26 protein-coding genes are annotated in these 26,991 nt (G+C 70.4%); 21 read left to right on the top strand and 5 right to left on the bottom strand.

What is annotated here, in order from left to right; translation table 11 throughout:
* The first annotated feature begins 6 nt into the window (after positions 1-6).
* From ACYVAQ_RS11535 to ACYVAQ_RS11505, 7 genes are all read left to right on the top strand, one after another.
* Positions 7-1,053, top strand: a complete 1,047-nt coding sequence (locus ACYVAQ_RS11535; protein ID WP_460789535.1) for a polysaccharide deacetylase family protein — start codon at positions 7-9, stop codon at positions 1,051-1,053.
* A gap of 14 nt (positions 1,054-1,067) precedes the next feature.
* Positions 1,068-1,499, top strand: a complete 432-nt coding sequence (locus ACYVAQ_RS11530; protein ID WP_460789533.1) for an NUDIX domain-containing protein — start codon at positions 1,068-1,070, stop codon at positions 1,497-1,499.
* A complete protein-coding gene (locus tag ACYVAQ_RS11525) occupies positions 1,496-2,446 on the top strand; it encodes an SMP-30/gluconolactonase/LRE family protein (protein WP_460789531.1) in 951 nt (316 codons plus the stop codon). The genes ACYVAQ_RS11530 and ACYVAQ_RS11525 overlap by 4 nt, the downstream gene beginning before the upstream one ends.
* A gap of 10 nt (positions 2,447-2,456) precedes the next feature.
* On the top strand, positions 2,457-4,379 hold the full coding sequence (gene dxs / locus ACYVAQ_RS11520) for a 1-deoxy-D-xylulose-5-phosphate synthase (protein WP_460789529.1): 1,923 nt from the start codon (positions 2,457-2,459) through the stop codon (positions 4,377-4,379).
* A 188-nt stretch (positions 4,380-4,567) separates the two neighbouring features.
* Positions 4,568-5,608, top strand: coding sequence for a hypothetical protein (locus ACYVAQ_RS11515; protein WP_460789527.1), 1,041 nt, complete (start codon positions 4,568-4,570; stop codon positions 5,606-5,608).
* Positions 5,609-5,636: 28 nt separating this feature from the next.
* Positions 5,637-6,584 (top strand): PAC2 family protein, encoded by a 948-nt coding sequence (locus tag ACYVAQ_RS11510; protein WP_460789524.1) that lies wholly within the window; start codon positions 5,637-5,639, stop codon positions 6,582-6,584.
* Complete coding sequence (locus tag ACYVAQ_RS11505; RefSeq protein ID WP_460789522.1) at positions 6,581-7,441, top strand: acyl-CoA thioesterase; 861 nt, start codon at positions 6,581-6,583, stop codon at positions 7,439-7,441. Before ACYVAQ_RS11510 ends, ACYVAQ_RS11505 begins: the two co-directional genes overlap by 4 nt.
* A gap of 131 nt (positions 7,442-7,572) precedes the next feature.
* Here ACYVAQ_RS11505 and ACYVAQ_RS11500 read toward each other — a convergent pair whose 3' ends face one another.
* Positions 7,573-8,418, bottom strand: a complete 846-nt coding sequence (locus ACYVAQ_RS11500) for a MaoC family dehydratase (RefSeq protein ID WP_460789520.1) — start codon at positions 8,416-8,418, stop codon at positions 7,573-7,575.
* Position 8,419: 1 nt separating this feature from the next.
* Positions 8,420-9,754, bottom strand: a complete 1,335-nt coding sequence (locus ACYVAQ_RS11495; protein ID WP_460789518.1) for a 3-oxoacyl-ACP reductase — start codon at positions 9,752-9,754, stop codon at positions 8,420-8,422.
* Between the two features lie 155 nt (positions 9,755-9,909).
* Between ACYVAQ_RS11495 and ACYVAQ_RS11490 the strand changes: the two genes are divergently transcribed.
* Positions 9,910-11,190 carry an acetyl-CoA C-acetyltransferase gene (locus ACYVAQ_RS11490; RefSeq protein WP_460789515.1) on the top strand — a complete coding sequence of 427 codons (1,281 nt, stop codon included), beginning with the start codon at positions 9,910-9,912 and terminating at the stop codon, positions 11,188-11,190.
* Between the two features lie 195 nt (positions 11,191-11,385).
* On the opposite strand, the gene ACYVAQ_RS11485 is transcribed toward ACYVAQ_RS11490, so the two are convergent.
* From ACYVAQ_RS11485 to ACYVAQ_RS11475, 3 genes are all read right to left on the bottom strand, one after another.
* Positions 11,386-12,072, bottom strand: a complete 687-nt coding sequence (locus ACYVAQ_RS11485; protein ID WP_460789513.1) for a TetR/AcrR family transcriptional regulator — start codon at positions 12,070-12,072, stop codon at positions 11,386-11,388.
* A gap of 70 nt (positions 12,073-12,142) precedes the next feature.
* On the bottom strand, positions 12,143-13,663 hold the full coding sequence (locus ACYVAQ_RS11480) for an ATP-dependent DNA ligase (protein WP_460789511.1): 1,521 nt from the start codon (positions 13,661-13,663) through the stop codon (positions 12,143-12,145).
* 4 nt (positions 13,664-13,667) lie between these two features.
* Complete coding sequence (locus ACYVAQ_RS11475) at positions 13,668-14,273, bottom strand: TetR/AcrR family transcriptional regulator (RefSeq protein ID WP_460789510.1); 606 nt, start codon at positions 14,271-14,273, stop codon at positions 13,668-13,670.
* Positions 14,274-14,384: 111 nt separating this feature from the next.
* Here ACYVAQ_RS11475 and ACYVAQ_RS11470 point away from each other — a divergent pair, with 111 nt between their 5' ends.
* The 13 genes from ACYVAQ_RS11470 (at position 14,385) to ACYVAQ_RS11410 (ending at position 26,983) form a co-directional block, all read left to right on the top strand.
* Entirely contained in the window at positions 14,385-15,323 is a 939-nt protein-coding gene (locus ACYVAQ_RS11470) for a DNA-3-methyladenine glycosylase family protein (RefSeq protein ID WP_460789507.1), read from the top strand.
* A 126-nt stretch (positions 15,324-15,449) separates the two neighbouring features.
* A complete protein-coding gene (locus ACYVAQ_RS11465) occupies positions 15,450-16,274 on the top strand; it encodes an MlaE family ABC transporter permease (protein WP_460789505.1) in 825 nt (274 codons plus the stop codon).
* Entirely contained in the window at positions 16,274-17,143 is an 870-nt protein-coding gene (locus ACYVAQ_RS11460; protein ID WP_460789503.1) for an MlaE family ABC transporter permease, read from the top strand. The genes ACYVAQ_RS11465 and ACYVAQ_RS11460 overlap by 1 nt, the downstream gene beginning before the upstream one ends.
* Positions 17,144-17,150: 7 nt before the next feature.
* Positions 17,151-18,209: an MCE family protein gene (locus ACYVAQ_RS11455; RefSeq protein ID WP_460789501.1), complete on the top strand. Its 1,059-nt coding sequence runs from the start codon at positions 17,151-17,153 to the stop codon at positions 18,207-18,209.
* Complete coding sequence (locus ACYVAQ_RS11450) at positions 18,206-19,210, top strand: MCE family protein (protein WP_460789499.1); 1,005 nt, start codon at positions 18,206-18,208, stop codon at positions 19,208-19,210. The genes ACYVAQ_RS11455 and ACYVAQ_RS11450 overlap by 4 nt, the downstream gene beginning before the upstream one ends.
* Positions 19,207-20,163 (top strand): MCE family protein, encoded by a 957-nt coding sequence (locus ACYVAQ_RS11445; protein WP_460789497.1) that lies wholly within the window; start codon positions 19,207-19,209, stop codon positions 20,161-20,163. Before ACYVAQ_RS11450 ends, ACYVAQ_RS11445 begins: the two co-directional genes overlap by 4 nt.
* Before the next feature lie 4 nt (positions 20,164-20,167).
* Positions 20,168-21,196, top strand: coding sequence for an MCE family protein (locus tag ACYVAQ_RS11440; RefSeq protein WP_460789495.1), 1,029 nt, complete (start codon positions 20,168-20,170; stop codon positions 21,194-21,196).
* Entirely contained in the window at positions 21,196-22,392 is a 1,197-nt protein-coding gene (locus ACYVAQ_RS11435; protein ID WP_460789493.1) for an MCE family protein, read from the top strand. The genes ACYVAQ_RS11440 and ACYVAQ_RS11435 overlap by 1 nt, the downstream gene beginning before the upstream one ends.
* Before the next feature lies 1 nt (position 22,393).
* A complete protein-coding gene (locus ACYVAQ_RS11430; protein WP_460789491.1) occupies positions 22,394-23,482 on the top strand; it encodes an MCE family protein in 1,089 nt (362 codons plus the stop codon).
* A 174-nt stretch (positions 23,483-23,656) separates the two neighbouring features.
* Entirely contained in the window at positions 23,657-24,205 is a 549-nt protein-coding gene (locus tag ACYVAQ_RS11425; RefSeq protein WP_460789489.1) for a hypothetical protein, read from the top strand.
* Positions 24,206-24,238: 33 nt separating this feature from the next.
* Positions 24,239-25,474 (top strand): phospholipase D-like domain-containing protein, encoded by a 1,236-nt coding sequence (locus ACYVAQ_RS11420; protein WP_460789488.1) that lies wholly within the window; start codon positions 24,239-24,241, stop codon positions 25,472-25,474.
* Between the two features lie 94 nt (positions 25,475-25,568).
* Positions 25,569-26,432 carry an SDR family oxidoreductase gene (locus ACYVAQ_RS11415; RefSeq protein ID WP_460789486.1) on the top strand — a complete coding sequence of 288 codons (864 nt, stop codon included), beginning with the start codon at positions 25,569-25,571 and terminating at the stop codon, positions 26,430-26,432.
* The gene (locus ACYVAQ_RS11410) at positions 26,429-26,983 is read left to right on the top strand and encodes a carboxymuconolactone decarboxylase family protein (protein WP_460789484.1); all 555 of its coding nucleotides are present in this window, start codon (positions 26,429-26,431) and stop codon (positions 26,981-26,983) included. The genes ACYVAQ_RS11415 and ACYVAQ_RS11410 overlap by 4 nt, the downstream gene beginning before the upstream one ends.
* The last annotated feature ends 8 nt before the right edge of the window (positions 26,984-26,991 follow it).

Raw genomic sequence — 26,991 nt, 5'->3', positions numbered from 1 at the left:
GAACCCATGCTGGCACCCGTACGCCGCGTCCTCGCGGCACTCATCCTCACGACGTCGTTCGCGCTCGTGACGGCCTGCGCCCCGACCGTCCGCACCACTGCCGCCGGAACGGTCGCGCCCGTGGCCGCCGCCCCGACGACCACGCCCGCCACCGCTGCGCCGCACCTGGTCGCCTGGCACGGCGCGGTCGAGGCGGTGTTCGTGCACCCGCTGGTGCTCGAGCCGCGTCTGGCGTTCCGGTCCGACACCCTCGGCAAGGGATTCGAGGACTTCTTCGTCACCGCCCGCGAGTTCCGCGTCCTCCTCGACCAGCTGTGGCGGAACCGCTGGACCCTGGTCGACCTGCACGACGTCGCAACCGGCACCGTCCGGGTGCCCCGTGGTCGCAAGCCGCTGGTGCTCATCGAGGACGACGCCAACTACTACCGCTACTTCGAGGGCCGAGGCCTGGCGCGGCGGCTCACCCTCGACCCCGGCGGCCGGATCCGCGCGCAGCTGGACGACGGCCGCCTGACCGACCAGGACGTCGTACCGATGGTGGACGCGGAGGTGGCCGCGCACCCGGAGTTCTCGGCGCAGGGCGCCAAGGGCCTGCTCGCGGAGACGGCGTTCGAGGGGCTGCTGGGGGAGCGGGACGCCGGTACGACGGCCGGCCGCGCCCGGCTGGCTCCGCTCGTCGCCGCCCTGAAGGCCGACGGGTGGACCTTCGCCAGCCACACCTACGGCCACATCGACCTCACGACCACCTCGCCCGCGGCCATCCGCGCGGACCTCGCGAAGTGGCACGCCGTCGCCGACCCGGTCTTGGGCCCGGTCGACGTGCTCGTCTACCCGTTCGGGGCCCCGCCGTCGACCGCGATGACCGAGGAGCTGGCCCGCGAGGGCTTCCCGCTCCAGATGGACATCGACATCCGCGCCACGCTGCGGCACGTGGGTCCCGCGACGATCATCAGCCGGCGGCACGTGGACGGCCTGGCGTTCGACGTACCGTCCCGGCAGGCGCCGTTCTACAGCGTCGCGGCCGTGCGCGACCCGCTGCGGCCGGGGGACTGAATAGGGTTGTCCCCATGACGACCCGCTTCGCCTGCGTGATCCTGGTCGACGACGAGGGCCGCGTGCTCCTGCAGGAGCGCGACGAGCACGCTCGGATCGCTCCCGACAAGTGGGGCCTGTGCGGCGGCCACCTCGAGCAGGACGAGGTCGCCGTCGACGGCGCGGTCCGCGAGCTCGCCGAGGAGACCTCGATCGAGCTGCTCCCCGCTGCCGTCCGCTACTTCGACACCTTCGAGGTCTTCCACCCGGAGACCGACTCGCTCGACACCCTGGCGGTGTACGCCGCCGCCACCGACCTGGGGGACGCCGACATCGTCGTGGGCGAGGGCCGCCAGATCGTCTTCGTCGCCCCCGAGCGGGCGCGCGCCCTCGACCTCACCGACTCGGCCGCGCTCGCCCTGCCGGCGTTCCTCGACTCCGACCTGTACCAGGAACTCGCCCCATGACCCTTTCGGTGATCCCCGTGCCCAGCCCCGGTGCCGAGGACGTCGTCGTCGGCACCAGCGGCCGCGACGAGGGCGCCGTCTTCACCGGCACCGAGGACGGCCTGATCTACCGCGTGTCGCACGACGGCACCAACGTCCGGAGCGTGGCGCACACGGGCGGGCGGCCGCTCGGCATCGAGATCGCCCCCGACGGCCGGCTGCTCGTGTGCGACGCGCGCCGGGGCCTGCTCTGGGTGGAACCCGCCCACGGCCGCATCGAGCCGATCGTCGACGCCGTCGCCGGCACCCCCATGAAGTTCTGCAACAACGCGGCGATCGCCTCCGACGGCACGGTCTGGTTCTCCGACTCCTCGCTGAAGTTCGGCATCGAGCGGTGGAAGGACGACTTCGTCCAGAACACCCGCACCGGTCGCCTGCTCCGGCTCGACCCCGACGGCACGCTGACGACCGTCCTGACCGGCCTCGCCTTCGCGAACGGCGTCGCCCTCGCGGCCGACGAGTCGTTCGTCTGCGTCGCCCAGACCGGCGCGCGCTGCGTCACCCGCCACTGGCTGGCGGGGGAGCGGGCCGGCACCACCGACCTGTTGTGCGAGGACCTGCCCGGCTACCCCGACAACATCGCCCGCGGCTCCGACGGCCTGGTCTGGGTGACCATCGCCTCACCGAAGGACCCGCTCGTGGAGCGGCTGCAGACCGCGCCGATGCCGCTGCGCAGGCTCGCCACCACGCTCCCCGAGGCCGTCCAGCCCAAGCCGAAGCGCACCGTCCGGGTCCAGGCGTACGCCGCGGACGGCCGGCTCGTCCACGACCTCGACCTGCCCGCGGACGGGTCGCCGGGGGCGGCGTACCACATGGTCACCGGGGTCCGGGAGTTCGAGGGCCGGGTCTGGATGGGATCGTTGCACGAGCCCGCCGTTGCGTCGTACGACCTGTCACCCAGCACCTAGACTCCTCCCTATGGCTCTCCTCGACTCGATCACCGGTCCGCGCGACCTGCGGAACCTGTCCGGGGACCAGCTGGCCGAGCTCGCCGCGGAGATCCGCGACCTCCTGATCCGCACCGTCGCCACCAACACCGGGCACCTCGGGCCCAACCTGGGCGTCGTCGAGCTGACCCTCGCGATCCACCGGGTCTTCGACTCCCCGAACGACAAGGTCGTCTTCGACACCGGCCACCAGTCCTACGTGCACAAGCTGGTGACCGGGCGCGCGAAGGACTTCGGCACGCTGCGCCGTGAGGGCGGCCTGAGCGGCTACCCGAGCCGGGCCGAGTCCGAGCACGACCTGGTCGAGAACTCGCACGCCTCCACCGCGCTGTCGTACGCCGACGGGCTGGCCAAGGCCTTCCACGTCCGGGGTGAGGACCGGCACGTCGTGGCCGTGATCGGCGACGGCGCGCTGACCGGCGGCATGGCGTGGGAGGCCCTCAACAACATCGCGATCGCCAAGGACTCGCGGCTGGTCATCGTCGTCAACGACAACGGCCGCTCCTACACGCCGACCATCGGCGGTCTCGCGACGGCGCTCGCCGGGCTGCGCACGAACCCGCGCTACGAGCAGGCCCTCGACCTGGTCAAGAAGCGGCTCAACGCGGTCCCCGGGATCGGCCACGCGGCGTACGACGCCCTGCACGCGGTCAAGAAGGGCCTCAAGGACGCCCTCGCCCCGCAGGGCCTGTTCGAGGACCTCGGCCTCAAGTACGTCGGCCCGATCGACGGCCATGACCAGCACGCCATGGAGCAGGCGCTCACCCAGGCCAAGCGGTACGGCGGCCCGGTGATCGTCCACGCCATCACCCGCAAGGGGATGGGCTACGACCCGGCCGAGCGGCACGAGGCCGACCAGTTCCACGCGCCTGGACCGTTCGACGTGCAGACCGGCCTGGAGAAGCCCAAGGGCAAGATCTGGACCGACCACTTCGCCGAGCACATGGTCGAGCTGGGCGCGCGGCGCCCCGACGTCGTGGCGATCACCGCGGCGATGATGCACCCCGTCGGCCTCGACAAGTTCCAGGAGGCCTACCCGGAGCGCACCTTCGACGTCGGCATCGCCGAGCAGCACGCCACCACGTCGGCCGCGGGCCTGGCGATGGGTGGCCTGCACCCGGTGTTCGCCGTCTACGCGACCTTCCTCAACCGCGCCTTCGACCAGGTGCTGATGGACTGCGCGCTGCACCGTTGCGGCGTGACCTTCGTGCTCGACCGGTCCGGCGTGACGGGTGACGACGGTGCCAGCCACAACGGCATGTGGGACATGTCGCTGCTGCAGGTGGTGCCGGGCCTCCGCCTCGCCGCGCCGCGCGACATCACCCGGATGCACGAGCTGCTCGACGAGGCGGTCGAGGTCGACGACGCGCCGACCGTCGTCCGCTTCCCCAAGGGTCCGCCGCCCGAGGACGTCGCCGCGATCGACACCATCGGCGCGGCCGCAGAGCGGATGGACGTGCTCCTCCGCGAGGGTGATCAGGAGGTGCTCGTGGTCAGCGTCGGCGCGATGGCGACGACCGCCGTCGAGGTCGCCCAGCGGCTGCACGCCCAGGGGATCGGTGTCACGGTCGTCGACCCGCGCTGGGTCAAGCCCGTCAACGCCGCCCTGGTCGACCTCGCTCGCGTCCACGACCGCGTGGTCACGATCGAGGACAACGGCCGCGTGGGCGGTGTGGGCGCCGTGCTGATGCAGGCGCTCAGCGACGCCGACGTGCAGCGTCCGGTCCACGTCCACGGCATCCCGCAGGAGTTCCTCGACCACGCCAAGCGGGCCGTCATCCTGGACCGGATCGGCCTCAACGCCCAGGCGATCGCACTCGACACCCTGCACGCCATCGCGGCGACGACCGAGACACCCACCGTCGACCTCATCGACGCGGACGGTTCCCGCTGAAGCCCCTGCTTCGAGCGGCGCTCCTGGTCGGCCTGCTCCCGCTGACCGCCTGCTCCCACTCCGACCCCGGCGCCTACTACGGCACGCTCGACGACGTCGCGTACTCGATCAACCAGAACCTGCACCGGCGTACCCGCGCGCTCGACGAGGACGACCTGCACGCCTTCCAGCGCACCCTCGGCGGTGGTGTGGTCCGGCGCCAGCAGCGGACCTACTTCAGCAACATCCAGGACCTGCCGGTCGAGAGCCTCGGCTACCAGATCGTGCCGAACACCCTGGTGGTCGGTCCCACCCAGGGCAGCTACTGGGCGGAGATCCGGACCACCACCGAGCTGCAGGGGTACGACGCCAAGCCGATCGCCAGCTACGACCGCTGGTTGTTCCGCCCCTCCACCGACGGCCAGCGCTACGTGCTCGTCTCGACGACCGACAAGGGCTGGGAGAACAGCCACGACACGGCCACCCAGCCGTGGGAGGTCGAGCACGTCTACGTCGACGAGTACGGCAGCGTGCTGGGCATCTTCGACTCGCGCACCGCCGCGCAGGCCGACCGGCTGATGCGCATCCTGTCCGAGGGCAAGGACGACGACTCGCTGACCATCCCCGAGTCCGAGCAGCCCTCGACCGGCTGGGGCACGCTCGTCTACGTGCTCGGCGACCAGACGATCATCAACGGGCTCAGGGCAGACACGGTCGGCGACCCCGGCCGCGCCGACGGCCTGACGATCGCCCTGCCCGCGGACGTGAACGACCCGAGCAAGGGCACGGCGTCGTACCGCGTCTCGATCAACCCCCGGGCCCTGGCGCAGCCGGCGTCGGTGCTCGGCCGGCTGGTCCGGCACGAGATGACCCACGCGACGCTCGGGGCCCGCGGCCAGGGCGCGCCGCTGTGGCTCACCGAGGGCATCGCCGAGTGGGTCTCGGTGCGACCGATGGCCCGCAGCGAGCGGCGCCTGCCCGCGTCCGCGATGACGGTCGGGCTGCACGCCACCTCGCTGCCCACCAGCGCCGACTTCGCCGGCAGCGACGCCGAGGGCTGGTACGCCGTGTCCTGGTGGGTCTGCGAGTACGTCGCCAACACCTACGGTGCGCACACCCTGTGGACCCTCCTCGACCGGCTCGCGGGCGGGGCGAACCAGGACCAGGTCCTGCAGCAGCTGTTGCAGATCACCCCGGACGTGCTGGTGCGTCGCGGCGTCGCGTTGATGTCGGCCACCTACGCGTCCTGAGCGGCGGCGCAGCCTCTAGGCTGGAGCCGTGACCGCCCCCTCCAGCCAGCCCAAGCTGGTGCACATCGTCGACGACGTGCCGGAGCTCGAGGGCGTCGAGGACCTCCGCATGCTCGTCGCGCTGGACGGCTTCCTCGACGCCGGCAACGCCGGCGCCCTGGCCTGCGCGCACCTGGTCGGCACCGGCGCGCCCGGCGGTGGTGTCGTCGTCGCCACCTTCGACGTCGACCAGCTGCACGACTACCGTGCTCGCCGTCCCGCGATGTCCTTCGTGCGTGACCACTACGAGGCGTACGACGCCCCGCGGCTGGTCGTCCGCCTCCTCCACGACGCCGGCGGTACGCCGTACCTGCTGCTCCACGGTCCCGAGCCCGACACCCGCTGGGAGGGCTTCTGCCGCGCCGTCCTCGAGGTCGTCGAGCGGTTCTCGGTCGACCTCGTGGTCGGCCTCGGCGCCGTGCCCATGGCGGTGCCGCACACCCGACCGATCGCGATCACCCACCACGCCAACCGGCCCGAGCTGCTCACCGGAACCAGCCCGTGGCGCGGCGAGCTGCGGATCCCGAGCAGCGCCCAGGCGCTGCTCGAGGTGCGGCTCGGCGAGTGGGGCCACGACGCGCAGGGCTTCGTCGCGCACGTGCCGCACTACCTGGCGCAGATGGACTTCCCGGGCGCCTCGGTCGCACTGCTCGAGCACGTCGAGCGGGCGGCCCGGCTCACCATCGACCTCTCCGACCTGCACACCGCGACCGCTGACCGCCTCGAGGAGATCGGCCGCCACCTCGCCGCCAACGACGAGGTGCGCGAGGTCGTCGAGGCGCTCGAGGCGCAGTACGACACCTTCGCGCGTGCCGAGGCCGAGGGCAGCAGCCTGCTGGCCGAGGACGAGCCGCTCCCCACCGGTGAGGACCTGGGCCGGCAGTTCGAGCAGTTCCTGGCCGGCCTCGACAGCCCCGACGACGGAGAACCCAGATGACCGGCGAGCCCGAGGCGACCAAGAAGCTGGTCGAGCTGCTCGACCTGGAGCAGCTCGACACCGACCTCTACCGCGGCATGCAGCCCGAGACCACCCGGCAGCGCGTGTACGGCGGTCAGGTGGCCGCGCAGGCGCTCATCGCCGCGTCGCGCACGGTCGACCCCGAGCTGCACGCGCACTCGCTGCACTCCTACTTCCTGCTGCCCGGCGACTACTCCATCCCGATCATCTACGACGTGGAGCGGATGCGGGACGGCAAGTCGTTCGCGACCCGTCGCGTGGTCGCGCGCCAGCACGGGCGGCCGATCTACTACCAGTCGGTGAGCTTCCAGCGACACGAGGAGGGGTTCACCCACCAGGACGTCATGCCGCAGGTGAAGTCGCCTGACGAGGGGCTCGACATGTTCGAGCTGATGAAGGAGCGGGGCACCGACGACGGCCTGAGCAAGGAGTGGGCCGCCCTCGACGTGCGGTGGATCGGCAGCTCGCGCCACGGCCTCGAGCCCGACCCGCTGCACCCCTCGCGCACCCAGGTCTGGATCCGGATCGACGGCACCTTGTCCGACGACCCGCTCGAGCACACCGCCCTGTTCACCTACGCGAGCGACGTGTCCCTGCTCGGCGCGACCCTCTCCGCGCACCGGGGCACCGACCCGCTCAACGTCCAGATGGCCTCCCTCGACCACACCATCTGGTTCCACCGGCCCTTCCGCGCCGACGAGTGGTGGCTCTACGACCAGTGGTCGCCCTCCGCCAGCGGCGGCCGCGGCCTCGCCATCGGCCGGGTCTTCACCCAGGACGGCAAGCTCGTCGCCACGGTGGCCCAGGAAGGCCTCATCCGCCCCAGCAAGTTCTGATCGCCGAGACCCGGGCCCTGGCGCGCCGAGACCCGGGCCCTGGCGCGCCGAGACCCGGGCCCTGGCGACCAGAACCCGGGTCTCGTTGGACCAGAACCCGGGCTTCGTTCGACCAGAACCCGGGTCTCGCGTCAAAGGCTGGTGGTGCGGCCGAGCAGGTGAGGGGCACCCGACTTCGGGTTGACCAGCGCGAACTTCCAGCCGGTCTCGGTCTCCTCGGCGCCGAACTGGGCCTTGCCGGGCAGGAAGATCGGCTTCTTGAAGGCGACGTCGATCCGCACCTGGTCGGGAAGCCGGTTCTCGAGGGCCGCGATGCAGCGGGCCTTGCTCCACATGCCGTGCGCGATGTGGCGCGGGAAGCCCAGCGCCTTCGCCGTGATCGGGTAGAGGTGGATCGGGTTCCGGTCGCCCGAGACCGCGCCGTACCGGCGGCCCAGGTTGTCGGGGAGGCTCCAGACGGCGCCCTTCACGTCGACCGGCTCCAGGCTCATGCCCGGGTCGCCGTTCTCCTTGTCGCCCTTGCCCACCCGCAGGTACGTCGATGTCGACTCCCACACGACCTCGTCGCCGACCGTCGCCGTGACGTTCATGTCCCAGGCGCGGCCCTTGGTGCTGGCACGCAGGTTCGCGGCCTGCAGCGCCAGCGACACCGTCTCGCCGATGGCGACCGGGCGGTGCTGGGTCATCGAGTTCTCCAGGTGCACCGTGCCGATGGCCGGGAACGGGAACCGGCTGTCGGTCATCAGCTGCATGTGCAGCGGGAACGCCAGCATGTGCAGGTAGGGGATCGGCGCCACGTCGCGGATGCGGAAGCCGCACACCTCGTCGTACCGCTCGACCGCGGAGCGCTCGACGACCACGTCGTCGCGCCGGAGCACCACGTCGGGCAGGTCGCCGCCGGCCTTCTTGATGCCGGGCAGCTGGTTGACGCCCGGCACCATGGGCAGTGCCGCCTTGACCATCACGGGGAGGGCCATGTCAGGCACCCAGCATCATCTGGCCGCAGACCCGGACCACGTTGCCGTTGACGGCGGTCGAGGCGGGGGAGGCGTACCAGGCGATGGTCTCGGCGACGTCGACCGGCAGACCGCCCTGCGCCATCGCGTTGAGGCGCTGGCCGACCTCACGGGTCGCGAACGGCACGGCCGCGGTCATCTGGGTGATGATGAAGCCCGGCGCCACGGCGTTGATCGTGATGCCGTCCTCGAGCTCGGTGGCGAGCGAGTCGACGAAGCCGATCACGCCCGCCTTGGAGGCGGCGTACGACGTCTGGCCGAGGTTGCCCGCGATGCCGGCGATCGACGCGACGCCGATGATCCGGCCGTTGTCGTTGACGACACCCTGCGCGAGCAGCTCGGCGGTGATCTTCTCCGGCGCCTCGAGGTTGATCTGCAGCACCTTGCCGAACCGCTCCGGCGTCTGGTTCGCGAGCTTCTTGTCCATGGTGACGCCGGCGTTGTGCACGACGATGTCCACGCCGCCGTGCTTCTCCTTCAGGTGGTGCGCGATGCGCTGTGGGGCGTCGTCGGCGGTGATGTCGAGGGTCAGCCAGTCGCCGTCCAGCTCGTTCATGACCTTGACCAGGTCGTCGGCCGCCTGCGGTACGTCGAGGCCGACGACCGTCGCGCCGTCACGGTGCAGCACGCGGGCGATCTCCTCGCCGATGCCGCGGCTCGCGCCGGTGACGAAGGCGATCTTGCCGGCGAGCGGCTGGCTCCAGTCGGCCACGTCGGTGGCCTTCTTCTCGTGGTGCGCCCCGATCCGGACGACCTGACCCGAGACGTACGCCGACTTCGGGCTCAGCAGGAACGCCAGCGTCGAGGTCGCGGACGCCTCGTAGCCCTCGGCCACGTAGACCAGCTGGACGGTGCCGCCCTTGCCGATCTCCTTGCCGACGCTGCGGGTGAAGCCCTCGAGTGCGCGCTGCGCGACCCGCTCGCCGCCCTCGACCAGCTCCGGCGGCGTACCGATGACGACCACGCGGGCGCAGCTCTTCAGGTTGCGCATCAACGGCGTGAAGAACTCCTGCAGCGCGACCAGGTCGGCGGTGGAGGTGATGCCGGTGGCGTCGAAGACGAGGCCCTTGTACTTCTCGCCCTCCACCTGGGTCGTGGCGCTCGCGATGCCGAGGCCGTCGAGCAGGCCCGGCAGCGACTCGGCGAGCCGGCCGCGACCGCCGACCAGGACGGTGCCCTGCACCAGTGGGTCGCCGGCGGAGTAGCGGTCCAGCTTGACCGGGCTCGGCAGGCCGAGGTTCTTGACGAGGATCTTGCCGATCGGCGAGCTCACGAAGCCCTGGTACTTGTCGCTCATGGGCGAGTGCCTCCGAAGTCTTGTGTGGGTGGTCCGTCCACGGGTCGAGCCCGCTCCGAGACTTATGTAACTAGATGTGTAACTCTGCGTCCACATTTCGTGACTTGGCTCCCAAAGGGTTTGCTGCCAGGTCTGCACACACGAGGATAGGAACCATGGCTAACTCTGTACGTCGGGCCGCTGTCATCGGCGGTAACCGCATCCCGTTCGCGCGCTCCAACGGCGCCTACGCCACCGCGTCCAACCAGGAGATGCTGACCGCTGCCCTCGACGGCCTGGTCGAGCGGTTCGGCCTCGAGGGCGAGCGGATCGGCGAGGTCGCCGGTGGCGCGGTCCTCAAGCACGCCCGTGACTTCAACCTGGTCCGCGAGTCGGTGCTCAGCACCAGGCTCGCGCCCGAGACGGCGGCCGTCGACCTGCAGCAGGCCTGCGGCACCGGCCTCCAGGCGATCAACTACATCGCCAACAAGATCAAGCTCGGCCAGATCGACTCCGGCATCGGCGGCGGCGTGGACACCACGTCCGACGCGCCGATCGCGATCTCGGAGAAGCTGCGCAAGAAGCTGATCCAGCTCAACAACGCGCGTTCCACCAAGGACCGGCTCGCCGTCCTCGCGACGATCCGCCCCGGCGACATCGGTCTCGCGATCCCGTCGAACGGCGAGCCGCGCACCAAGCTCTCGATGGGTGAGCACCAGGCCCTGACCGCCCTCGAGTGGCAGATCGCCCGTGAGGCCCAGGACGAGCTGGCCGTCACCTCGCACCACAACCTCGCCGCGTCGTACGACGAGGGCTGGCAGGACGACCTGATCACCCCGTTCCGCGGCCTGGAGCGTGACAACAACCTGCGCGTCGACTCCTCGCTGGAGAAGCTCGCCAAGCTCAAGCCGGTCTTCGGCAAGGGCGAGGCGGCCACGATGACCGCCGCCAACTCGACGCCGCTGACCGACGGTGCGTCCGTCGTGCTGCTGGGCTCGGAGGAGTGGGCGGCCGAGCACGGCCTGGAGACGCTGGCGTTCTTCGTCGACTCCGAGGTCGCCGCCGTCGACTTCGTCAACGGCAAGGAGGGCCTGCTGATGGCCCCGGCGTACGCCGTCCCGCGGATGCTCGAGCGCAACGGCCTCACCCTGCAGGACTTCGACTTCTACGAGATCCACGAGGCGTTCGCCTCGCAGGTGCTGTCGACCCTCGCTGCGTGGGAGAGCCCGGTGTTCTGCAAGGAGCGCCTCGGCCTCGACGCGCCCCTGGGGTCGATCGACCGCAGCAAGCTCAACGTCAAGGGCTCCTCGCTCGCCGCGGGTCACCCGTTCGCCGCGACCGGCGGCCGGATCGTCGCGAACGCGGCGAAGCTGCTCAAGGCCAACGGCGGCGGCCGCGCCCTGATCTCGGTCTGCGCGGCCGGCGGCCAGGGCGTCGTCGCGATCCTCGAGGCGTGATTGAGCCTCGCGTCCGCGAGCTTGCTCGCGTGACCGGGGCGATTGAATGCCGCGGCGCGTAGCGTCGCAGGCCTGATCCAGGTCTGACTCCGGAGCGGCGGTCCACCTTCGGGTGGGCCGCCGCTCTCGTCGTACCTGACCAACGCGTTGGTTCCGGCGCGAAAACCCAACGCGTTGGTCAGGTACGACGCAGCCTCAGGCGGTCACCAGGGCGAGGGCCGACCGCACCATGTACGACCGCACCTGCTCGGGGGAGATCGCACCCACGGTCGGGACGCCGGGGGCGATCTCGCTGACCAGGATGCCGAGCCGCGCGAGCTGGAGCGCGCCGAGACCGCTGGCGTAGAGCGCGTTGGCGAGCAGGACCGGGTCGTCGGACAGCTTGAACGCGCCCTTCTCCACCCCGGCCGCTAGCGCGCTGGAGAGCACGGTCATGCAGCCGGTGATGCCCCGGCCGAGACGGAACAGCGCGCCCTCGGTGACCTCGTCGAGCAGCTCGTCACCGGGGCGGACCATGAGGGCCTGCGCGCAGTCCACGAACGCCGGGTGCGCGACGCCGTAGTCGACGAACGCGCCGACGATGGCGGCCAGCTGCTCGGTCGGTACGTCGGAGCTGTCCGCGGCCTCGGTCATCAGCCCCTGCAGCTCCTCGAGGTAGCCCACGAGGGTCAGCGCGAAGAGCTCCTCCTTGCCGGAGAAGTGCCGGTAGACGATGGCCCGGTTGATCCCGACGGCACTCGCGATCTCCTCGATCTGGACGTCGCGGACGCCCTTGGAGTCGAAGATCTGCCGCGTGGCCGCGATGATCTCGGCCTGCCGGGCGCGCCGTCGCGCGGCCGCTGCCGTGCGACGGCCGTCGGTGGGCGGTGCGGTGCTCGCCATGGCTCGAAGTGTACGTGATGTGCAACTCGGTGTTGCAACATGCGTGACGAAATGCCCGCGCCCGGCCGCCTCAGCTGAGCAGGGAGCGCACCGTGTCGATCGTGTCCGCCTCGTCCGCAGCCTTGTCGTCGCGGTAGCGGACCACCCGCGCGAACCGGAGCGCCAGCCCCCCGGGATAGCGGGTCGATCGCTGCAGCCCGTCGAACGCGATCTCCACGACCTGCTCGGGCCGCACCGTCACGACCCAGCCGTCGTCGGCGACCTCGAGCTCGCGGAACCGCTCGGTCTGCCAGGCCAGCATCGCGTCCGTCATCCCCTTGAACGTCTTGCCGAGCATGGTGAAGCCCGTGGGGGAGGACGGGTCGACGGCGCCGAGGTGGATGTTGGACAGCCAGCCGCGGCGACGCCCGGACCCGTGCTCGATCGCGAGGACGACGAGGTCGAGCGTGTGCACCGGCTTGACCTTCACCCAGGCTGAGCCGCGACGGCCGGCGTCGTACGGCGCCTCGACCGACTTCACGACGACGCCCTCCTGACCGGCGGCCAGCACCGAGGACGTGAAGGCATCGGCGGCGTCCGTGTCGCTGCCGACCCACCGCTGCACCCGGTGCTCGGCAGGGACGAGCGCGTCCAGCACCTGCCAGCGCTCGCGGGCGGGGAGGTCGAGGAGGTCGCGGCCGTCGAGGTGCAGCACGTCGAAGAAGTACGGCGTCACGACCGTCGCGCCGTCGCCGACCTCGCTGGCCGTGCGCGACGCCGTCTCCTGGAACGGCCGGGGTCGGCCGTCCTCGGCGAGCGCCAACGCCTCACCGTCCAGCACGAAGCGCTCGGCCGGGAGCGACCGCGCGATCGCCACCACCTCGGGAAGACGGTGGGTGATGTCGTCGAGGCTGCGGGTGGCGACGACGACGTCGTCGCCGTCGCGGTGCACCTGGATCCGGATGCCGTCGAGCTTGGCGTCGATGCCGACGACGCCGTCCGGGCCGGCGGCCTTCGCCATCGCCGCCGCGACGTCGGGCGCGGACGACGCGAGCATGGGGAGCACGGGGCGCCCGACGGTCAGGCCGACCTCGCCCAACGCGCCGACCCCGGCGAACGCAGCGTCGACGACGTAGGTCGCCCCGCCGGCGAGCATCGCGGCACGACGTACCGCGGCCAGGGGGACCCCGGCCGCCGCGGCCACCGCCTCGGTGACCACGGCCTCGAGCGCGCCCTGCCGCACCTCGCCGACCGCGATGGCGCGCAACCAGGCCTGCTCCGACGCGGTCGCGGCGCCGAACAGGTCCGCGACCTGCAGCGCACGCGTCCCGGCCGACCCCGGGCCCGCCAGCTCCGACATGCGCTGGAACGCCGCGTCGACGGCGACGACCTCGAGCGTGGGCAGCTCGGCGGGGGAGGGAAGCGCCTGCAGGCTCCGCCACCCCAGTCCGGTACGCCGTTGCCGCAGCCGCCCGCCGAGCAGGTGGGCCACCAGCGACCGCTCGGCCGGATCCGCCTCGAGCAGCAGCTCGGAGATCAGCCGGGTCTTCTCCTTGCGGGAGCGCGTCGCCGCGACGGCGCCCGAGAGATCGACGAGCCGCTGCAGCAGCATGGCGTCAGTGGGTCGCCTCGAGCACGGCTGCCGTGACGGCGCCGCGGATGACCAGCTCGAAGACCTCGTCCAGGTCGAACGCCTCGCCGGTGGGGCCGAGGTCGCCGAAGTAGCCGGCGACCTCGAGGCTCACGAAGCCGTGCAGCGCCGCGAACACCGCGGTCCCGGTCGAGAGCATCCGCTCCTCGGGGAGGCCGGCCGAGCGCACCATCACCGACAGCGCCTCGATCGCGGTGAGGGCGGCCGCGAAGAACTCGTCGCGGTCGATGGGCGGTCGGGTGAGGGCGGCGTACCGCTGCGGGTGCTGGCGCGCGAAGGCCCGCAGCTCGTGGCTCAGCGCGCGCAGCCCGTCGGCGCCGGCGTGACCCATGGCGGCGGTGCGCACGTGCTCCCCGAGGAGACGCATCGCGCGGACCTGGATGTGGGCCCGCAGGTCCTCGAGGTTGGCCACGTGGTTGTAGAGCGAGGACACGCGGGTGTCCAGCTCGGCCGCGAGCGAGGTCATCGTCAGCGCGTCGTACCCGTCGCGGTCCACGAGGGACTCCGCCGCCTGCAGCACCGTCTCCTGGTCGAGCCGGGGGCGCCGACCGCCCGCACTGTCGATGCTCACGCGGCCTCCTGTCCCGACGTCCACCCGTCCGCGCCACCTTAGTGCCACGAACCGGCAACGATCCGGAGCAGAACGTTACGCAGGACCGACCGAGGTCCTAGAGTCGGCCGCGTGCAACCTGCCGATGGGGTGCGTGTGTGGCGTCCGGAACGCTCCGTCCCGGTCGGGGCACTCCTCGCCCCGCACCGTCACGGCGGCGCAGATCCGACCCACCGCACCGACGAGACCGGTCGCCACTGGCGCGCGAGCCGTACGCCGGAAGGCCCGGTCACGCTGCGCATCGGCAACCAGGACGGCGCCGGTGAGATCCGGGCCGAGGCATGGGGACCCGGAGCCGCATGGGCGCTCGAGCAGCTCCCGGAGCTGCTCGGCGAGGCCGATGACTGGAGCGGCTTCGAGCCGCGCCACCCGTTGCTCGTCGAGATCCTGCGGCGGTCCCCGCACCTGCGCCAGGGCCGCAGCGGGCGCGTGCTCGAGGCCCTGGTGCCCGCGATCATCGAGCAGAAGGTCACCGGCCAGGAGGCGTTCGCCGGCTTCCGTGCGTTGGTGCGCCGGCACGGGGAGCCCGCTCCCGGCCCGGGGGAGACGCTCGGCCTGATGCTCCAGCCGACCGCGACGGTCCTCCGCGCCATCCCGTCGTGGGAGTGGCTCCGGCTGCACATCGACCCGGCCCGCTCGCGCGCGATCGTGCGGGTCGCGCACCACGAACACGCCTGGGAGAAGTTGACCCAAGTGCGGCCGGAGGAGGCCGACCGTCGGCTACGCTCCGTGTCCGGCATCGGGGTGTGGACCAGTGCTGAGGTGCGTCAACGGGCCTTCGGAGACCCGGACGCGGTGTCGTTCGGCGACTACCACGTGGCTCGGGACGTGGGGTGGGCGCTGGAGGGCGAGGAGTTCGACGACGAACGACTCGCCTCGTACCTGGAAGCCTGGCGACCCCAGCGCGGACGGGTGCCCTTCCTGATCGGAGCCGCCGGTATGCACCGTCCCCGGCGCGGTCCACGGATGGCACCGCGTGGACATTTCCCCATGCGTGACCAAATTGCGTGATATCTGTTACATCGAGAAACAGGCAGTCGTGTGGCTCCACGACTGACCGGTGGGAACCGGTCGTGCCTGCAAGAGACAGGGGTGTCTGATGGGACTCGCGAGACTCCGTAGGACGGAGGTACGCCGATGAGTGCGGTCGTCGCGTCCGGACGCTCGTTCGTGGACAACATGACAGGCCGGTTCAAGGCCGGCGTCGTGACCACCGGTGAGCTCGTCAAGCTCGCCGTCGAGTCGCTCCAGTGGGGGTTCTCGGACATCCTCGCCCGGCGCTTCTCGTGGAGCGAGTTCCTTCTCCAGGCATGGTTCATGACGCGGGTGTCGCTGCTCCCGACGATCCTGGTGGCGATCCCGTTCGGCGTCATCACCTCGGTCCAGATCGGCGGCGCGGCCAACCAGATCGGAGCCAACTCGTTCATCGGTGCCGTCAACGGCATCGGCGTCCTCCGCCAGGGCGCGCCCCTGGTGACCTCGCTGATGATCGCCGGCGCCGTGGGCTCGGCCATCTGCGCCGACCTCGGCGCCCGCACGGTGCGTGAGGAGACCGACGCGCTCATGGTCATGGGCATCTCGCCCATCCAGCGGCTCGTGGCGCCGCGCATCCTGGCCGCGCTGCTCGTCTCGGTCCTGCTCACCGTCATCGTCACGATGGCGGCGATGATCACCGCCTTCGTCGTGGTGGTCGGGGGCGGCCAGATCTCGGCCGGCACCTACATCGACTCGTTCGTCGGCCTGAGCCAGCCGCTGGACTTCGTGGTCGCCGAGGTCAAGGCGTTCATCTTCGGGTTCGTCGCCGTGATCGTCGCCGCGCAGAAGGGCCTGAACGCGCGCGGTGGTCCGAAGGCCGTCGCCGACGCGGTCAACCAGGCCGTCGTCCTGTCCGTCATCCTGCTGGCCTGCATCAACGTGGGTCTCACGCAGGCGTACGTGATGCTGTTCCCCGGGGGCGCCTGATGTCCGAGGTCCGACTCGGTCGCAGCTTCGGCGACCGCTTCTCCGACGCGCTGGTCGGGCTCACCGACGGCGTGATGACGCTGCTCGCGCAGCTCGGTCACTTCCTCACCTTCGCGTGGGAGATGTTCCGCAACATCCCGGCCACGATGGCGCTGTACCCGAAGGAGATGCTGCGCCAGCTCAAGGACATCGCGTGGGGCTCCGGCGCGCTGCTCGTCGGTGGCGGCACCGTCGGCGTCATGGTGCTGCTGTCGATCGCCGCCGGCACCTCGCTCGGCATCGAGGGCTTCAACGGCCTCGAGATCGTCGGCCTCGCGCCCCTGACCGGCTTCATCTCCGCGAGCGCGAACACGCGTGAGCTCGCGCCCCTGATCGCGGCGCTCGCACTCGCCGCCCAGGTCGGCTGCCGCTTCACCGCGCAGATCGGCTCGATGAAGATCTACGAGGAGATCGACGCGCTCGAGGTCATGGCCGTGAGCGCGATGCGGTACGTCGTCACCACCCGCGTGATCGCGGCGATGATCGCGATCCTCCCGCTCTACCTGGTCGGCCTGATCGGCAGCTACATCGCCTCGCAGTGGTCGGTCGTGATCCTGTTCGGTCAGTCGCCGGGCCAGTACGAGCACTACTTCTCCGCGCTGATCCAGGGCAGGGACATCCTGTTCTCGGTCGTCAAGATCCTCGTCTTCGCCCTGATCGTCGCGCTCATCCACTGCTGGTACGGCTTCAAGGTCGGCGGCGGTCCGCAGGCGGTCGGTGAGGCCACCGGCGCCGCCATCCGCGCGAGCATCGTCGCGGTGGTCCTGCTCGACATGATCATGACGCTCATCTTCTGGGGCGGCGACCCCGGCTTCCGGATCGCGGGGTGAGGTAGCAATGGCTCGCGACATCTCGCGCAACACGCTGGCCCGACGGGGCCTCATCGGCCTCGTCGCACTGGCCGTGATCGGTGTGTTCATCACGCTGCGCAGCAACGGCACCTTCGGTACGACGCCGCACGTCGCCGCACTCGTCGACAACGCGGGCGGCGCCCTGGTCAAGGGCTCCGACGTGAAGATGAACGGCCTGATCATCGGCAAGGTCGCCTCGATCACCCGCGACCCGAGCGGGCAGGTCAAGGTCGACATGGACATGGTCAAGGACGACCTCGGGGCGATCCCGTCCAACGTCGTGGCGCGGATCCTGCCGGCCACGGTGTTCGGCAAGACCTTCGTCGACCTGGTCGTCCACGGCCAGGCGTCGTCGGCGCACCTGAAGGCCGGCGACACCGTGCACGCCGACGCCACCCAGGGCACGCTCGAGCTGCAGAACGCGCTCGACGACATCGACAAGCTCGTCAAGGCCCTCGGTCCGGCCGAGCTGGCGTCGGCGATCGGGTCGGCGGCGCAGGCCCTCGACGGTCGAGGCGCCCAGATCGCCTCGACGGTGCACACCTTCAACGGCTACCTCGACAAGCTCAACCCGCGGATGCCCGCGGTCCGCAGCGACCTGGAGCAGCTCGCGAACGCCACCGCGGTGGTCAACCGGGTGGCCCCGGACCTGCTGGACGCCACCGACGACGCGCTCGTCGTCGCCGGCACACTGGTGAAGAACCAGTCGGCGCTGGCTGCACTGCTCTCCGGCGGCACGACGCTCGCCGACACGGCCACCGGGTTCCTGAACAGGAACGAGGCCAGGCTCGTGACGTTCATCCGGCAGTCCTCGGACCTTCTCGACGCGGTGTACGACAACCGGGTGAAGGGCATCTCGGGCTCGATCGCGGTCAACGGCGTCGCGGGCCAGATCCTGCCGAGCGTGATCTCGGGCGGCTTCGCGAGGACCGACGGCAACCTGAGCCTGTCCGCCCCGCCGTACTACTCGTCGGGCCAGCGGCCGTCGTACCGCACGGCCAGCGGCGACGCGGGCATGAACGCACTTCTGGGAGGAGCCCGATGACCGGCCTGAGGTCGATCGCGATCAAGTTCATCGCGTTCGGTGTGGTGAGCGCCTTCCTGGGCGTCCTCCTCGTCAACACGATGCTCAACGGCGTCAGCGGCGACAAGCAGGACTTCACGGCCAACTTCACCGACGTCAACGGTCTGCGGGTCGGTGACGACGTGAAGGCGGCCGGCGTCCGGGTCGGCAAGGTCAGCTCGATCACGGCCACGTCCAGCGGCGCCGAGGTCAAGATCGAGGTGCTCAAGCAGCAGCCGATCTACGACAACACCCAGCTCGTGATGCGGTACCAGAACCTGCTCGGCCAGCGGTACCTCTCGCTGCTGCAGAAGGGCAAGCCGGGTCAGGAGCTCGCCGGCGGGGCGACCATCCCCGAGTCGCGCACGGACCCGGGCTTCGACCTGACCGCTCTGCTCAACGGTTTCCGCCCGCTGTTCAACATCCTGCAGCCCGAGGACGTCAACAAGCTGGCGACCTCGCTGATCAAGGTCCTGCAGGGCGAAGGTCCGGCGGTCGAGCAGCTGCTCGGCCAGACCGGTCAGCTCACCAACTTCCTCGCGGACCGCGACAAGGTGGTGGGTGCGGTGATGACCAACCTCCAGCCGGTCCTCGACAACCTCGCCGGCCAGGGCGGCGAGCTCAAGTCCACGATCAAGGAGCTGGAGGCGCTGATGAGGGGCCTCGCCAAGGACCGCAAGTCCATCGGCGCGTCCATCGACGGGGTCAGCCAGCTGGTCGGGAGCACCAGCTCGCTGCTGCGTGACGTGAAGGTGCCGTTGATCGGCGCCACCAACCAGTTCGTCACCGTCGCGTCGATGCTGAACAGCTCGAGGTCGGAGCTGTTGCGGACGGTTCCCGCGTTCTCGACGCTGTTCTCCTCGCTGGGGCGCGCGACGTCGTACGAGAATGCGCTGAACGTCTACGTGTGCTCGCTGGCGATCGGGGTCGGTGGTGCCACCGTCCCGCTCGGCGGCAACAACTACTCGGCGGTGTGCCGATGAAGCCGATGAACGAGCGCAACCCGTTCCGGGTCGGCCTGGTCGGTATCGCGATCGGGCTCCTGCTCGCCCTGGGCATCGTGGTCATCAGCACCGTGAACTTCGGGACCAAGACCTACACCGCCGAGCTCGCCAACACCGGCGGCCTGCGCAAGGGCGAGGACGTCGAGGTGCACGGCGTGCACGAGGGCAAGGTCACCGGCATCACCATCAAGGGTGACCACGTCGAGGTGAAGTTCGCGCTGTCGAAGGACATCGACCTGGGGTCGCTGTCCACCGCGTCGGTGAAGGTGGCGACGCTGCTCGGCACGCACTACCTGCAGGTGGAGCCGCAGGGCTCGGGCACGCTCGCCGGGGACACCATCCCGGTCGACCGGACCACCGTCCCGTACAACCTGCAGGACGTCATCCAGAAGGGCTCGCACTCGCTGGAGAAGCTGAACGCACCGGTGCTCGCCAAGGCGCTGACGCAGATGGCCGACACCCTCGGTGCCAGCCAGCGATCCATCGGCCCGGCCCTGCAGGGTGTGGCGCGGCTGTCCGAGGCGGTCGCCAACCGCTCCGGCCAGCTCGGTCAGCTGCTGACCTCGGCCCGCAACGTGAGCGCCCAGCTCTCCGACAGCAGCCAGGACATCATCGGCCTGATGAAGCAGACCAACCTGGTCGTCGCCGAGGTGACGGCACGGAAGGTCGCGATCCACCGGCTGCTCGTCGAGACGACCGGGCTCTCGCGGGCACTCACCGCGATCGTGCAGGCCACGAACGGGAAGCTGAAGCCGGCTCTGGCGGACATCAACGACGTGATCAGCGGGCTGAACCAGGACAAGGCGCAGCTGCAGCAGGTCCTCACCGTCATGGCGCCCGCCGTGCGCTACGTCGCGAACGCGACCGGCAACGGTCCGTACCTCGATCTCTACGTCAAGCCGCCGGCGCTTCCCGCCGACAACATGAGGTGATCCGATGAATCAGAAGATCATGCGCATGTTGTGCGCCGCCGTGCTCGCCGCGGGCCTGATGTTGGCCTCGGGCTGCGGCATCGGCAGCAAGACGATGACGGTCAAGGCCTACCTGGGCGACTCCGCAGGTCTGTTCGTCGGCAACGACGTCGGCGTCCTGGGCGTCCCGGTCGGCAAGGTCACCGCGATCACGCCGGTCGGCAACCAGGTCGAGGTGACCATGGAGGTCAACACCGACCAGCCGATCCCGGCGAATGCCTGGGCCGACGTGGTGTCCCGCTCCGTCGCCACCGACCGGTACGTCGAGCTGACCCCGATCTACAAGGCCGGCGAGCCGAAGATGGCCGACGGGGGACAGATCCCCGAGAGCCGGACCCAGACGCCGGTCGACTTCGACGAGGTCCTCGCGGCGCTCAACACGTTCGCGACCGGCATCGGCGGATCCAAGTCGACCACGGCCGCGATCCGGCACTTCCTCAACGCCGGCACCAACGCCCTCAACGGCCGAGGTCCGCTGCTCAACCAGACGATCCACTCGCTGGCCAACGGCATCAACGGCCTCGCGGCCCAGCGCGGCAACGTCTCCGCGACGCTGACCTCGCTGGACAACCTGGTCGGCACCATCGCCGCGAACCAGGGGACCGCCAAGCAGTTCATCCGGCAGGTGTCGGCGGCGAGCTCGCTGCTGGCCGCCGAGCGGGTGAACTTCCGGTCGGCGCTGCGCAGCCTGAGCAAGGCCGTGCAGACGGTGGCGCAGTTCGCCGTCGACAACCGGGCGCAGCTGGTCAAGCTGCTCGGTGGCTCCTCGCAGGTCATGAAGACCGTGCTGTCGCGCCAGAAGCAGCTCGCCGAGATCCTCCGGGTCATGCCGCTCGCGCTGCAGAACCTCGAGCGGCTCAAGGGCAACCGCCTGCCGGTCCGGATCGACCCGTTGATCCTCGACCCGCTGGGTGGCGTGCTGCAGAACATCTGCGCGCAGCTGCCGGGCAACCTGTGCGACATCCTCGACGGCACCCAGCCAGGAGCGAACTGATGACGACGCGATTCCGAACCGCCGTCGCCGGGGCCGTGGCACTGGTGCTGGGCGTCATGCTCAGCGGCTGCGGGCTGACCATGGGCGACCTCCCCATCCCGGGCACCGGGGTGTCGGGCGACACCATGCAGGTCCAGGCCGACTTCCGCGACGCCCTCAACCTGGCGCACGGCGCGCCGGTCAAGGTCAACGGCGTCGACGCGGGCAAGGTCGACTCGATCAGCGAGAAGAACTTCACCGCCGAGGTGACGCTCACGATCCGCAAGGACGCCCAGTTGCACCAGGGCGCCACCGCGCGGCTGCGCTACACCACGCCGCTCGGTGAGCTCTTCGTCGACGTCACCAACCCGACCAACGGCCCGCTGCTCTCCGACGGTGCGCAGCTGAGCCTCAAGGACACCGACACCGCACCGACGGTCGAGGACGCGCTGTCCGAGGCGTCCCTGCTGATCAACGGCGGTGGTCTCGGCCAGCTGCAGACCGTGACCGAGGAGCTCAACACCGCGCTCAACGGCCACGAGGGTGACTACCGTGCGCTGCTGGAGAAGGCGCGGACGTTCCTCACCCAGGCCAACGCGACCACGGGCAGCGTCGACAAGGTGCTGACCTCGCTGAACTCGCTGTCCAAGACGCTCAACGCCCGCAAGGACACGATCAACCGGGCGGTCCGCGAGATCCGGCCGGCCGCGCACGTGCTGCGCCAGCAGACGCCGGCCTTCACCAAGCTGCTCAAGGCACTCGACCGGTTCGCCGGTGCCGCGAACACCACGGTGAACGCCACGCGCGGTCAGCTGCTCCGGATGCTCAAGGAGCTGCAGCCGGTGCTCGCCGAGTTCGCGAAGAACAAGGGGCGTTGGCGCTCGTCGCTGCTCTCCCTCATCAACGCGTCGAAGGCGGCCGACAGGCTGATCGCCAACGACTACCTGAACATCCACCTCAACCTGCACCTGGACGGCATCACCGGCACGACCGGGCTGCTGGCGGGTGTCGCCAACCTGCTGAACACGCTGGGCCTGGGTGGGCTGCTGAACAGCACCGGCTCCGGCCTGCTCGGCGGGCTGACCGGTGGGCTGCTCGGCGGCACGACGGCGTCCCACCACTCGGGTTCCGGGGGCAAGGGATCGGGCGGTACGGGCGGCACGAACAACACCGGACTCGGTGGACTGCTGGGCAACCTGCTGGGCGGAGGACTCTGAGATGGTGCGCAAGATCCTGACCGACAAGCTGTACCTCAGCGTCGTGGGCATCGTGCTTGTGTTCGTGTTCGCGGTGGCGTACATCTTCTCCGCGGTGCTCTCGCAGCCGCTCACGTCGCGCCCGGACACGATCAACGTCGAGCTGCGCCAGACCGGTGGCCTGTTCGCCGGCTCCCAGGTGACCTACCGCGGCGTCCGCGTCGGGCAGGTCTCGAAGATCATGCCGTCAGCCACCGGGGTCGTCGCCACGATCAAGCTGACGTCCAGCACGAAGATCCCGGCCGACACGATCGCCAAGGTGCGCAGCCTGTCGCCCGTCGGTGAGCAGTACCTGGACTTCCAGCCGAAGAGTGACAGCGGCCCGTACCTCCAGGACGGCGCCACGATCGCGGCCAGCTCGACGGACATCCCGAAGAGCCTGACCTCCACCGTCATCGCGATCAACAAGGTCCTCGAGCAGATCGACGACAAGAAGCTGCGGATCGTCCTGGGCGAGCTCAGCACGGGTCTGGCCGGCACCGGCGACGACATCGGCCAGGTGCTCGACCAGGGCACCCAGCTGCTGGACACGCTGGTGAAGGTCTGGCCGCAGACCAACCGGCTGATCACCAACGCCGGTCCGGTGCTGTCGATCGTCAACGACAACAGCGGGTCGCTGCAGCAGCTCGCGCGGACGTCGAAGACGCTCGCCGCGTTCCTGAAGAACTACGACCCGGAGCTGGTCCACACCCTCAAGACGGCGCCCTCGCAGATGCAGCAGATGATCAAGCTCATCAACGACGCCAACGACGTCCTGCCGGGCTTCCTCAGCACCGGCGTCAGCTTCACCGACGTCTTCGAGTCCTACAACCCGCACCTGCGGGCGCTGCTGGCGGCGTACCAGCCGGGTCTGTCGACGCTGCTGAACAAGGTCCGCAACAAGACGCTGTACCTGACCCTGATCGCGGACAAGGACTCGCGGTGCCGCTACGCCACCACGATCCACGACCCGCGCGGATCGCGGCAGCCGTTCCAGATGAACGGGTCCTGCTCGGCGTCCTTCACCCACCTGCAGCGCGGCGCGGCGCACGCTCCCGGACCGGTTCGGTAGGTTCTCGGGAATGGGCATGTCCTCCACGCCACCGCCTACTGCGCGGCGTTTCCGACTCGATCCGTCTGCGTTGGAGCCGCTCGACGGGCGATCCAGCATGCCTTCGCGTCTCCGCCTTGCCGGATCGGCCGCAAACACCGCTCGCTACGGCGCTGACGTGGAGGACATGCCCGCGTGAGCACCGAAGACAGCGACCGCGGCGCGGCCGCCCGGATCACCGTGATCCTGGCGGCCGCGTCGGCCGTCCTCCTCGTCGCGCTGGTGGTGCTGGGCGTCCTCGCGTTCCGGCCCCACGGCTGGTACGACCAGGCGCAGACGGCGAGGCAGGACAGCGCGGCCGGGCAGGCGGCGCTCGACGCAGCACGCGCCGACCTCATCGACATCACGACCTACGACTACAAGACGGTCAACACCGACAAGGGCTGGCTGTCGGACTTCAGCGACCCCAAGGTGGCTCAGCCGTTTGCGTCGAACGCGCAGGCGCTGGAGAAGGTCGTCAAGAGCTCGAAGACGGTGGCGAGCGGGACGGTCGTCGACGCGATGTCGCGGGTCGTCAGCGACACCCAGGTCGAGGTGCTCGCCTTCGTCGACCAGGTGCTGAAGTCGAACATCGCCAAGGGTGTCAACCTCCAGCAGCACCGCGTGACGATGACGATGACCCTCGTCGACGGCGCCTGGAAGATCTCGCGGCTGGATCTGCTCGGCAGCGGCAACGCCTCCTGAGGGTGCGATGACCGGTCACGCTAGATTGACCGCGTGGGTGTGAGGACGGCTCTGCGGCGGGTGCTGCTGACGCTGATCGGGGTGCCGTTCGTCGTCGCGATCGCGATGTCGTTGGTCGACTCCTACCGGCGTCGCGGCAAGCGGCCGAAGCCCTTCCCGACCCGGCCGCCGGGCTCGGTCGCGGTCGGCGACGGGTCGGTGACGACGTACACCTACGGCTTGGACCTGTACGACGACATGCTCGCGGCGATCGACGCCGCCGAGCGGCAGATCCTCTTCGAGACCTACATCTGGAAGGGCGACGAGACCGGCGAGCGGTTCAAGCGCGCGCTGGTCGCGGCCGCGGACCGCGGCGTCGACGTCTACCTGATCTACGACGCGTTCGCGAACCTGGTCGTGTCCCCGCACTTCCAGCGGTTCCCACCGCACGTGAAGGTGCTGCGCTACCCCGTGTACGCCGCCGGGTGGCGCTTCTTCGACCTGCGCCGCTACGGCCGCGACCACCGCAAGGTCCTCGTCGTCGACGAGGAGGTCGGGTTCATCGGCGGCTACAACATCGGGTCGGCGTATGAGACCGAGTGGCGCGACACGCACATGCGGATCACCGGGCCGGCGGTCTGGGACCTCAAGCGTGCCTTCGCGGACTTCTGGAACCTCAACCGGCGCCGCCGGCTGCGGGCCTCGGAGCGGCCGCTGCTGCTCGAGACGGCCTCGACCTGGGAGCCGCGGGTGCGGTTCCAGCGCAACGTGCCGCGGCTGTGGATGTTCCCGATCCGGGGGATGTACCTGGAGGCGATCAACCGCGCCAGCAGGAACATCTGGCTGACCACGGCGTACTTCCTGCCCGACCAGGACTTCGTCGACGCGCTCAAGGCGGCCGCCGGTCGCGGCGTCGACGTGCGCCTGCTGGTACCGCTGAAGTCGAACCACGTCGTCGCCGACTGGATCTCGCGCGGCTACTACGGCCAGCTGCTCGCGGCCGGTGTGCGGATCCTGCGCTACCGGGACGCGATGATCCACGCGAAGACGGCGACCGTCGACGGCAACTGGTGCACGGTGGGCACGGCCAACATCGACCGGCTCAGCCTGCAGGGCAACTACGAGATCAACATCGAGGTCATCGACAGCAGGCTCGCTGCCGAGCTGGAGGAGGTGTTCCGGGTGGACGAGTCGAACTGTCTGGAGCTCACGATGGGGGAGTGGGAGGCGCGCGACCTGCACCGCCGCTTCACCGAGCTGGTGCTGTCCCCGCTGAGGCCCTTGCTGTGAGCGCGCAGCGCGGCCGCCTAGATCCGCAGGCCGACAACGGACTGTGCCTTGAGGCCGCATGCGGGCGAACGAAACTGGTGGACCTGTGAGGCCCGTGCGTGACCTGCAGGGCAAGCACGTGCTCGTGACCGGAGCCGCCAGCGGGATCGGGCGGGCGGTCGCCGAGCAGGCGGCCGCGCAGGGCGCGCTGCTGCACCTCACCGACGTCCAGGTCGAGCCGCTCGCCGACGTCGCCGCCGCGATCCGCGCGCGCGGCGGCACGGTGGTCACCGCCGAGGCGGCGGACGTCTCCGACCACGCGCAGGTACGCCGGCTGGCCCAGTCGGTCACGGCGCGCAGCGGCCCGATGGACGTGGTCCTCAACGTCGCCGGCATCGCGGTGTGGGGAACCGTGCGCAGCCTGGAGCCCGAGCACTGGCAGCGCCTCGTCGACGTCAACCTGATGGGCCCGATCCACGTCATCGAGGAGTTCCTGCCGCCGATGATCGACGGCGGACGTGGCGGGCAGCTGGTCAACGTGTCCTCCGCCGCGGGCATCATCGCGATGCCGTGGCACGCGGCGTACAGCGCGACGAAGTTCGGGCTGCGCGGCGTCTCGGAGGTGCTGCGCTACGACCTGCGCAAGCACCGGATCGGCGTCAGCCTGGTGTGCCCGGGCGGCGTCGACACCGGGCTGGTCGAGACGATCCGGATCGCCGGGATCGACCAGCAGAGCAAGGCGTTCGTGCGCGCCCGACGGGGCTTCCAGAAGCGGGCGGTCTCGCCGGAGCGGGCGGCCGAGGCGATCTGGAGGGGCGCGCTGCGCAACCGCTACTGGGTCTACACCTCGGCCGACATCCGGCTGGTGCACCTGCTGCAGAGGTACTGCCCGCCGGCGTACGCCCTCGCCATGCGGGCCTTCAACTACGGCGCCAACCGGGTGCTGCCGTCGGTGGAGCGGGCGCGGAGGCAGGGATGAGCGGCCCGGTCGAGCCGCGGGTCGAGCCCGGCACCTGGCGCGAGGTGGGTCCGTTCATCGCCGGCTTCGCCCGGATCGCCGGGCGCGTCACCGGCACCCGACCTCCGGCGGTGTTCCTCACCCTGGGCCGGCACCGGCGGCTGTTCTGGGGCTGGCTGCACTTCGCCGGCCGGCTGATGCCCGGGGGCCGGCTCGCACGCCGCGAGGCCGAGCTGGTCATCCTGCGGGTCGCCTCGCTGCTCGGCTCGGACTACGAGCTCACCCAGCACCGTCGGCTCGGCCGACGGGCGGGTCTCAGCGCGGCCGAGGTCGCCGTGGCGGAGCGGCGTCCCGAGGCGGTCCCGGACGGCCTCAGCGAGCGGGAGCAGCTGCTGCTGCGCGCTGCCGACGAGCTGGTCGCCGAGCAGGACCTCTCCGACGCGCTGTGGGCCGAGCTCGGCCGTCTGTTCGACACCCAGGAGCGGATCGAGGTCGTCCTCCTGGTGGGGCACTACGCGATGCTCGCGACGGTGCTCAAGGCGTTCCGGGTCCAGCCGGACCAGCCGCGCTGAGCCAGTCC

It is taken from the genome of Nocardioides maradonensis (assembly GCF_054777115.1).
This window is presented reverse-complemented; position numbering and strand designations above follow the sequence as displayed.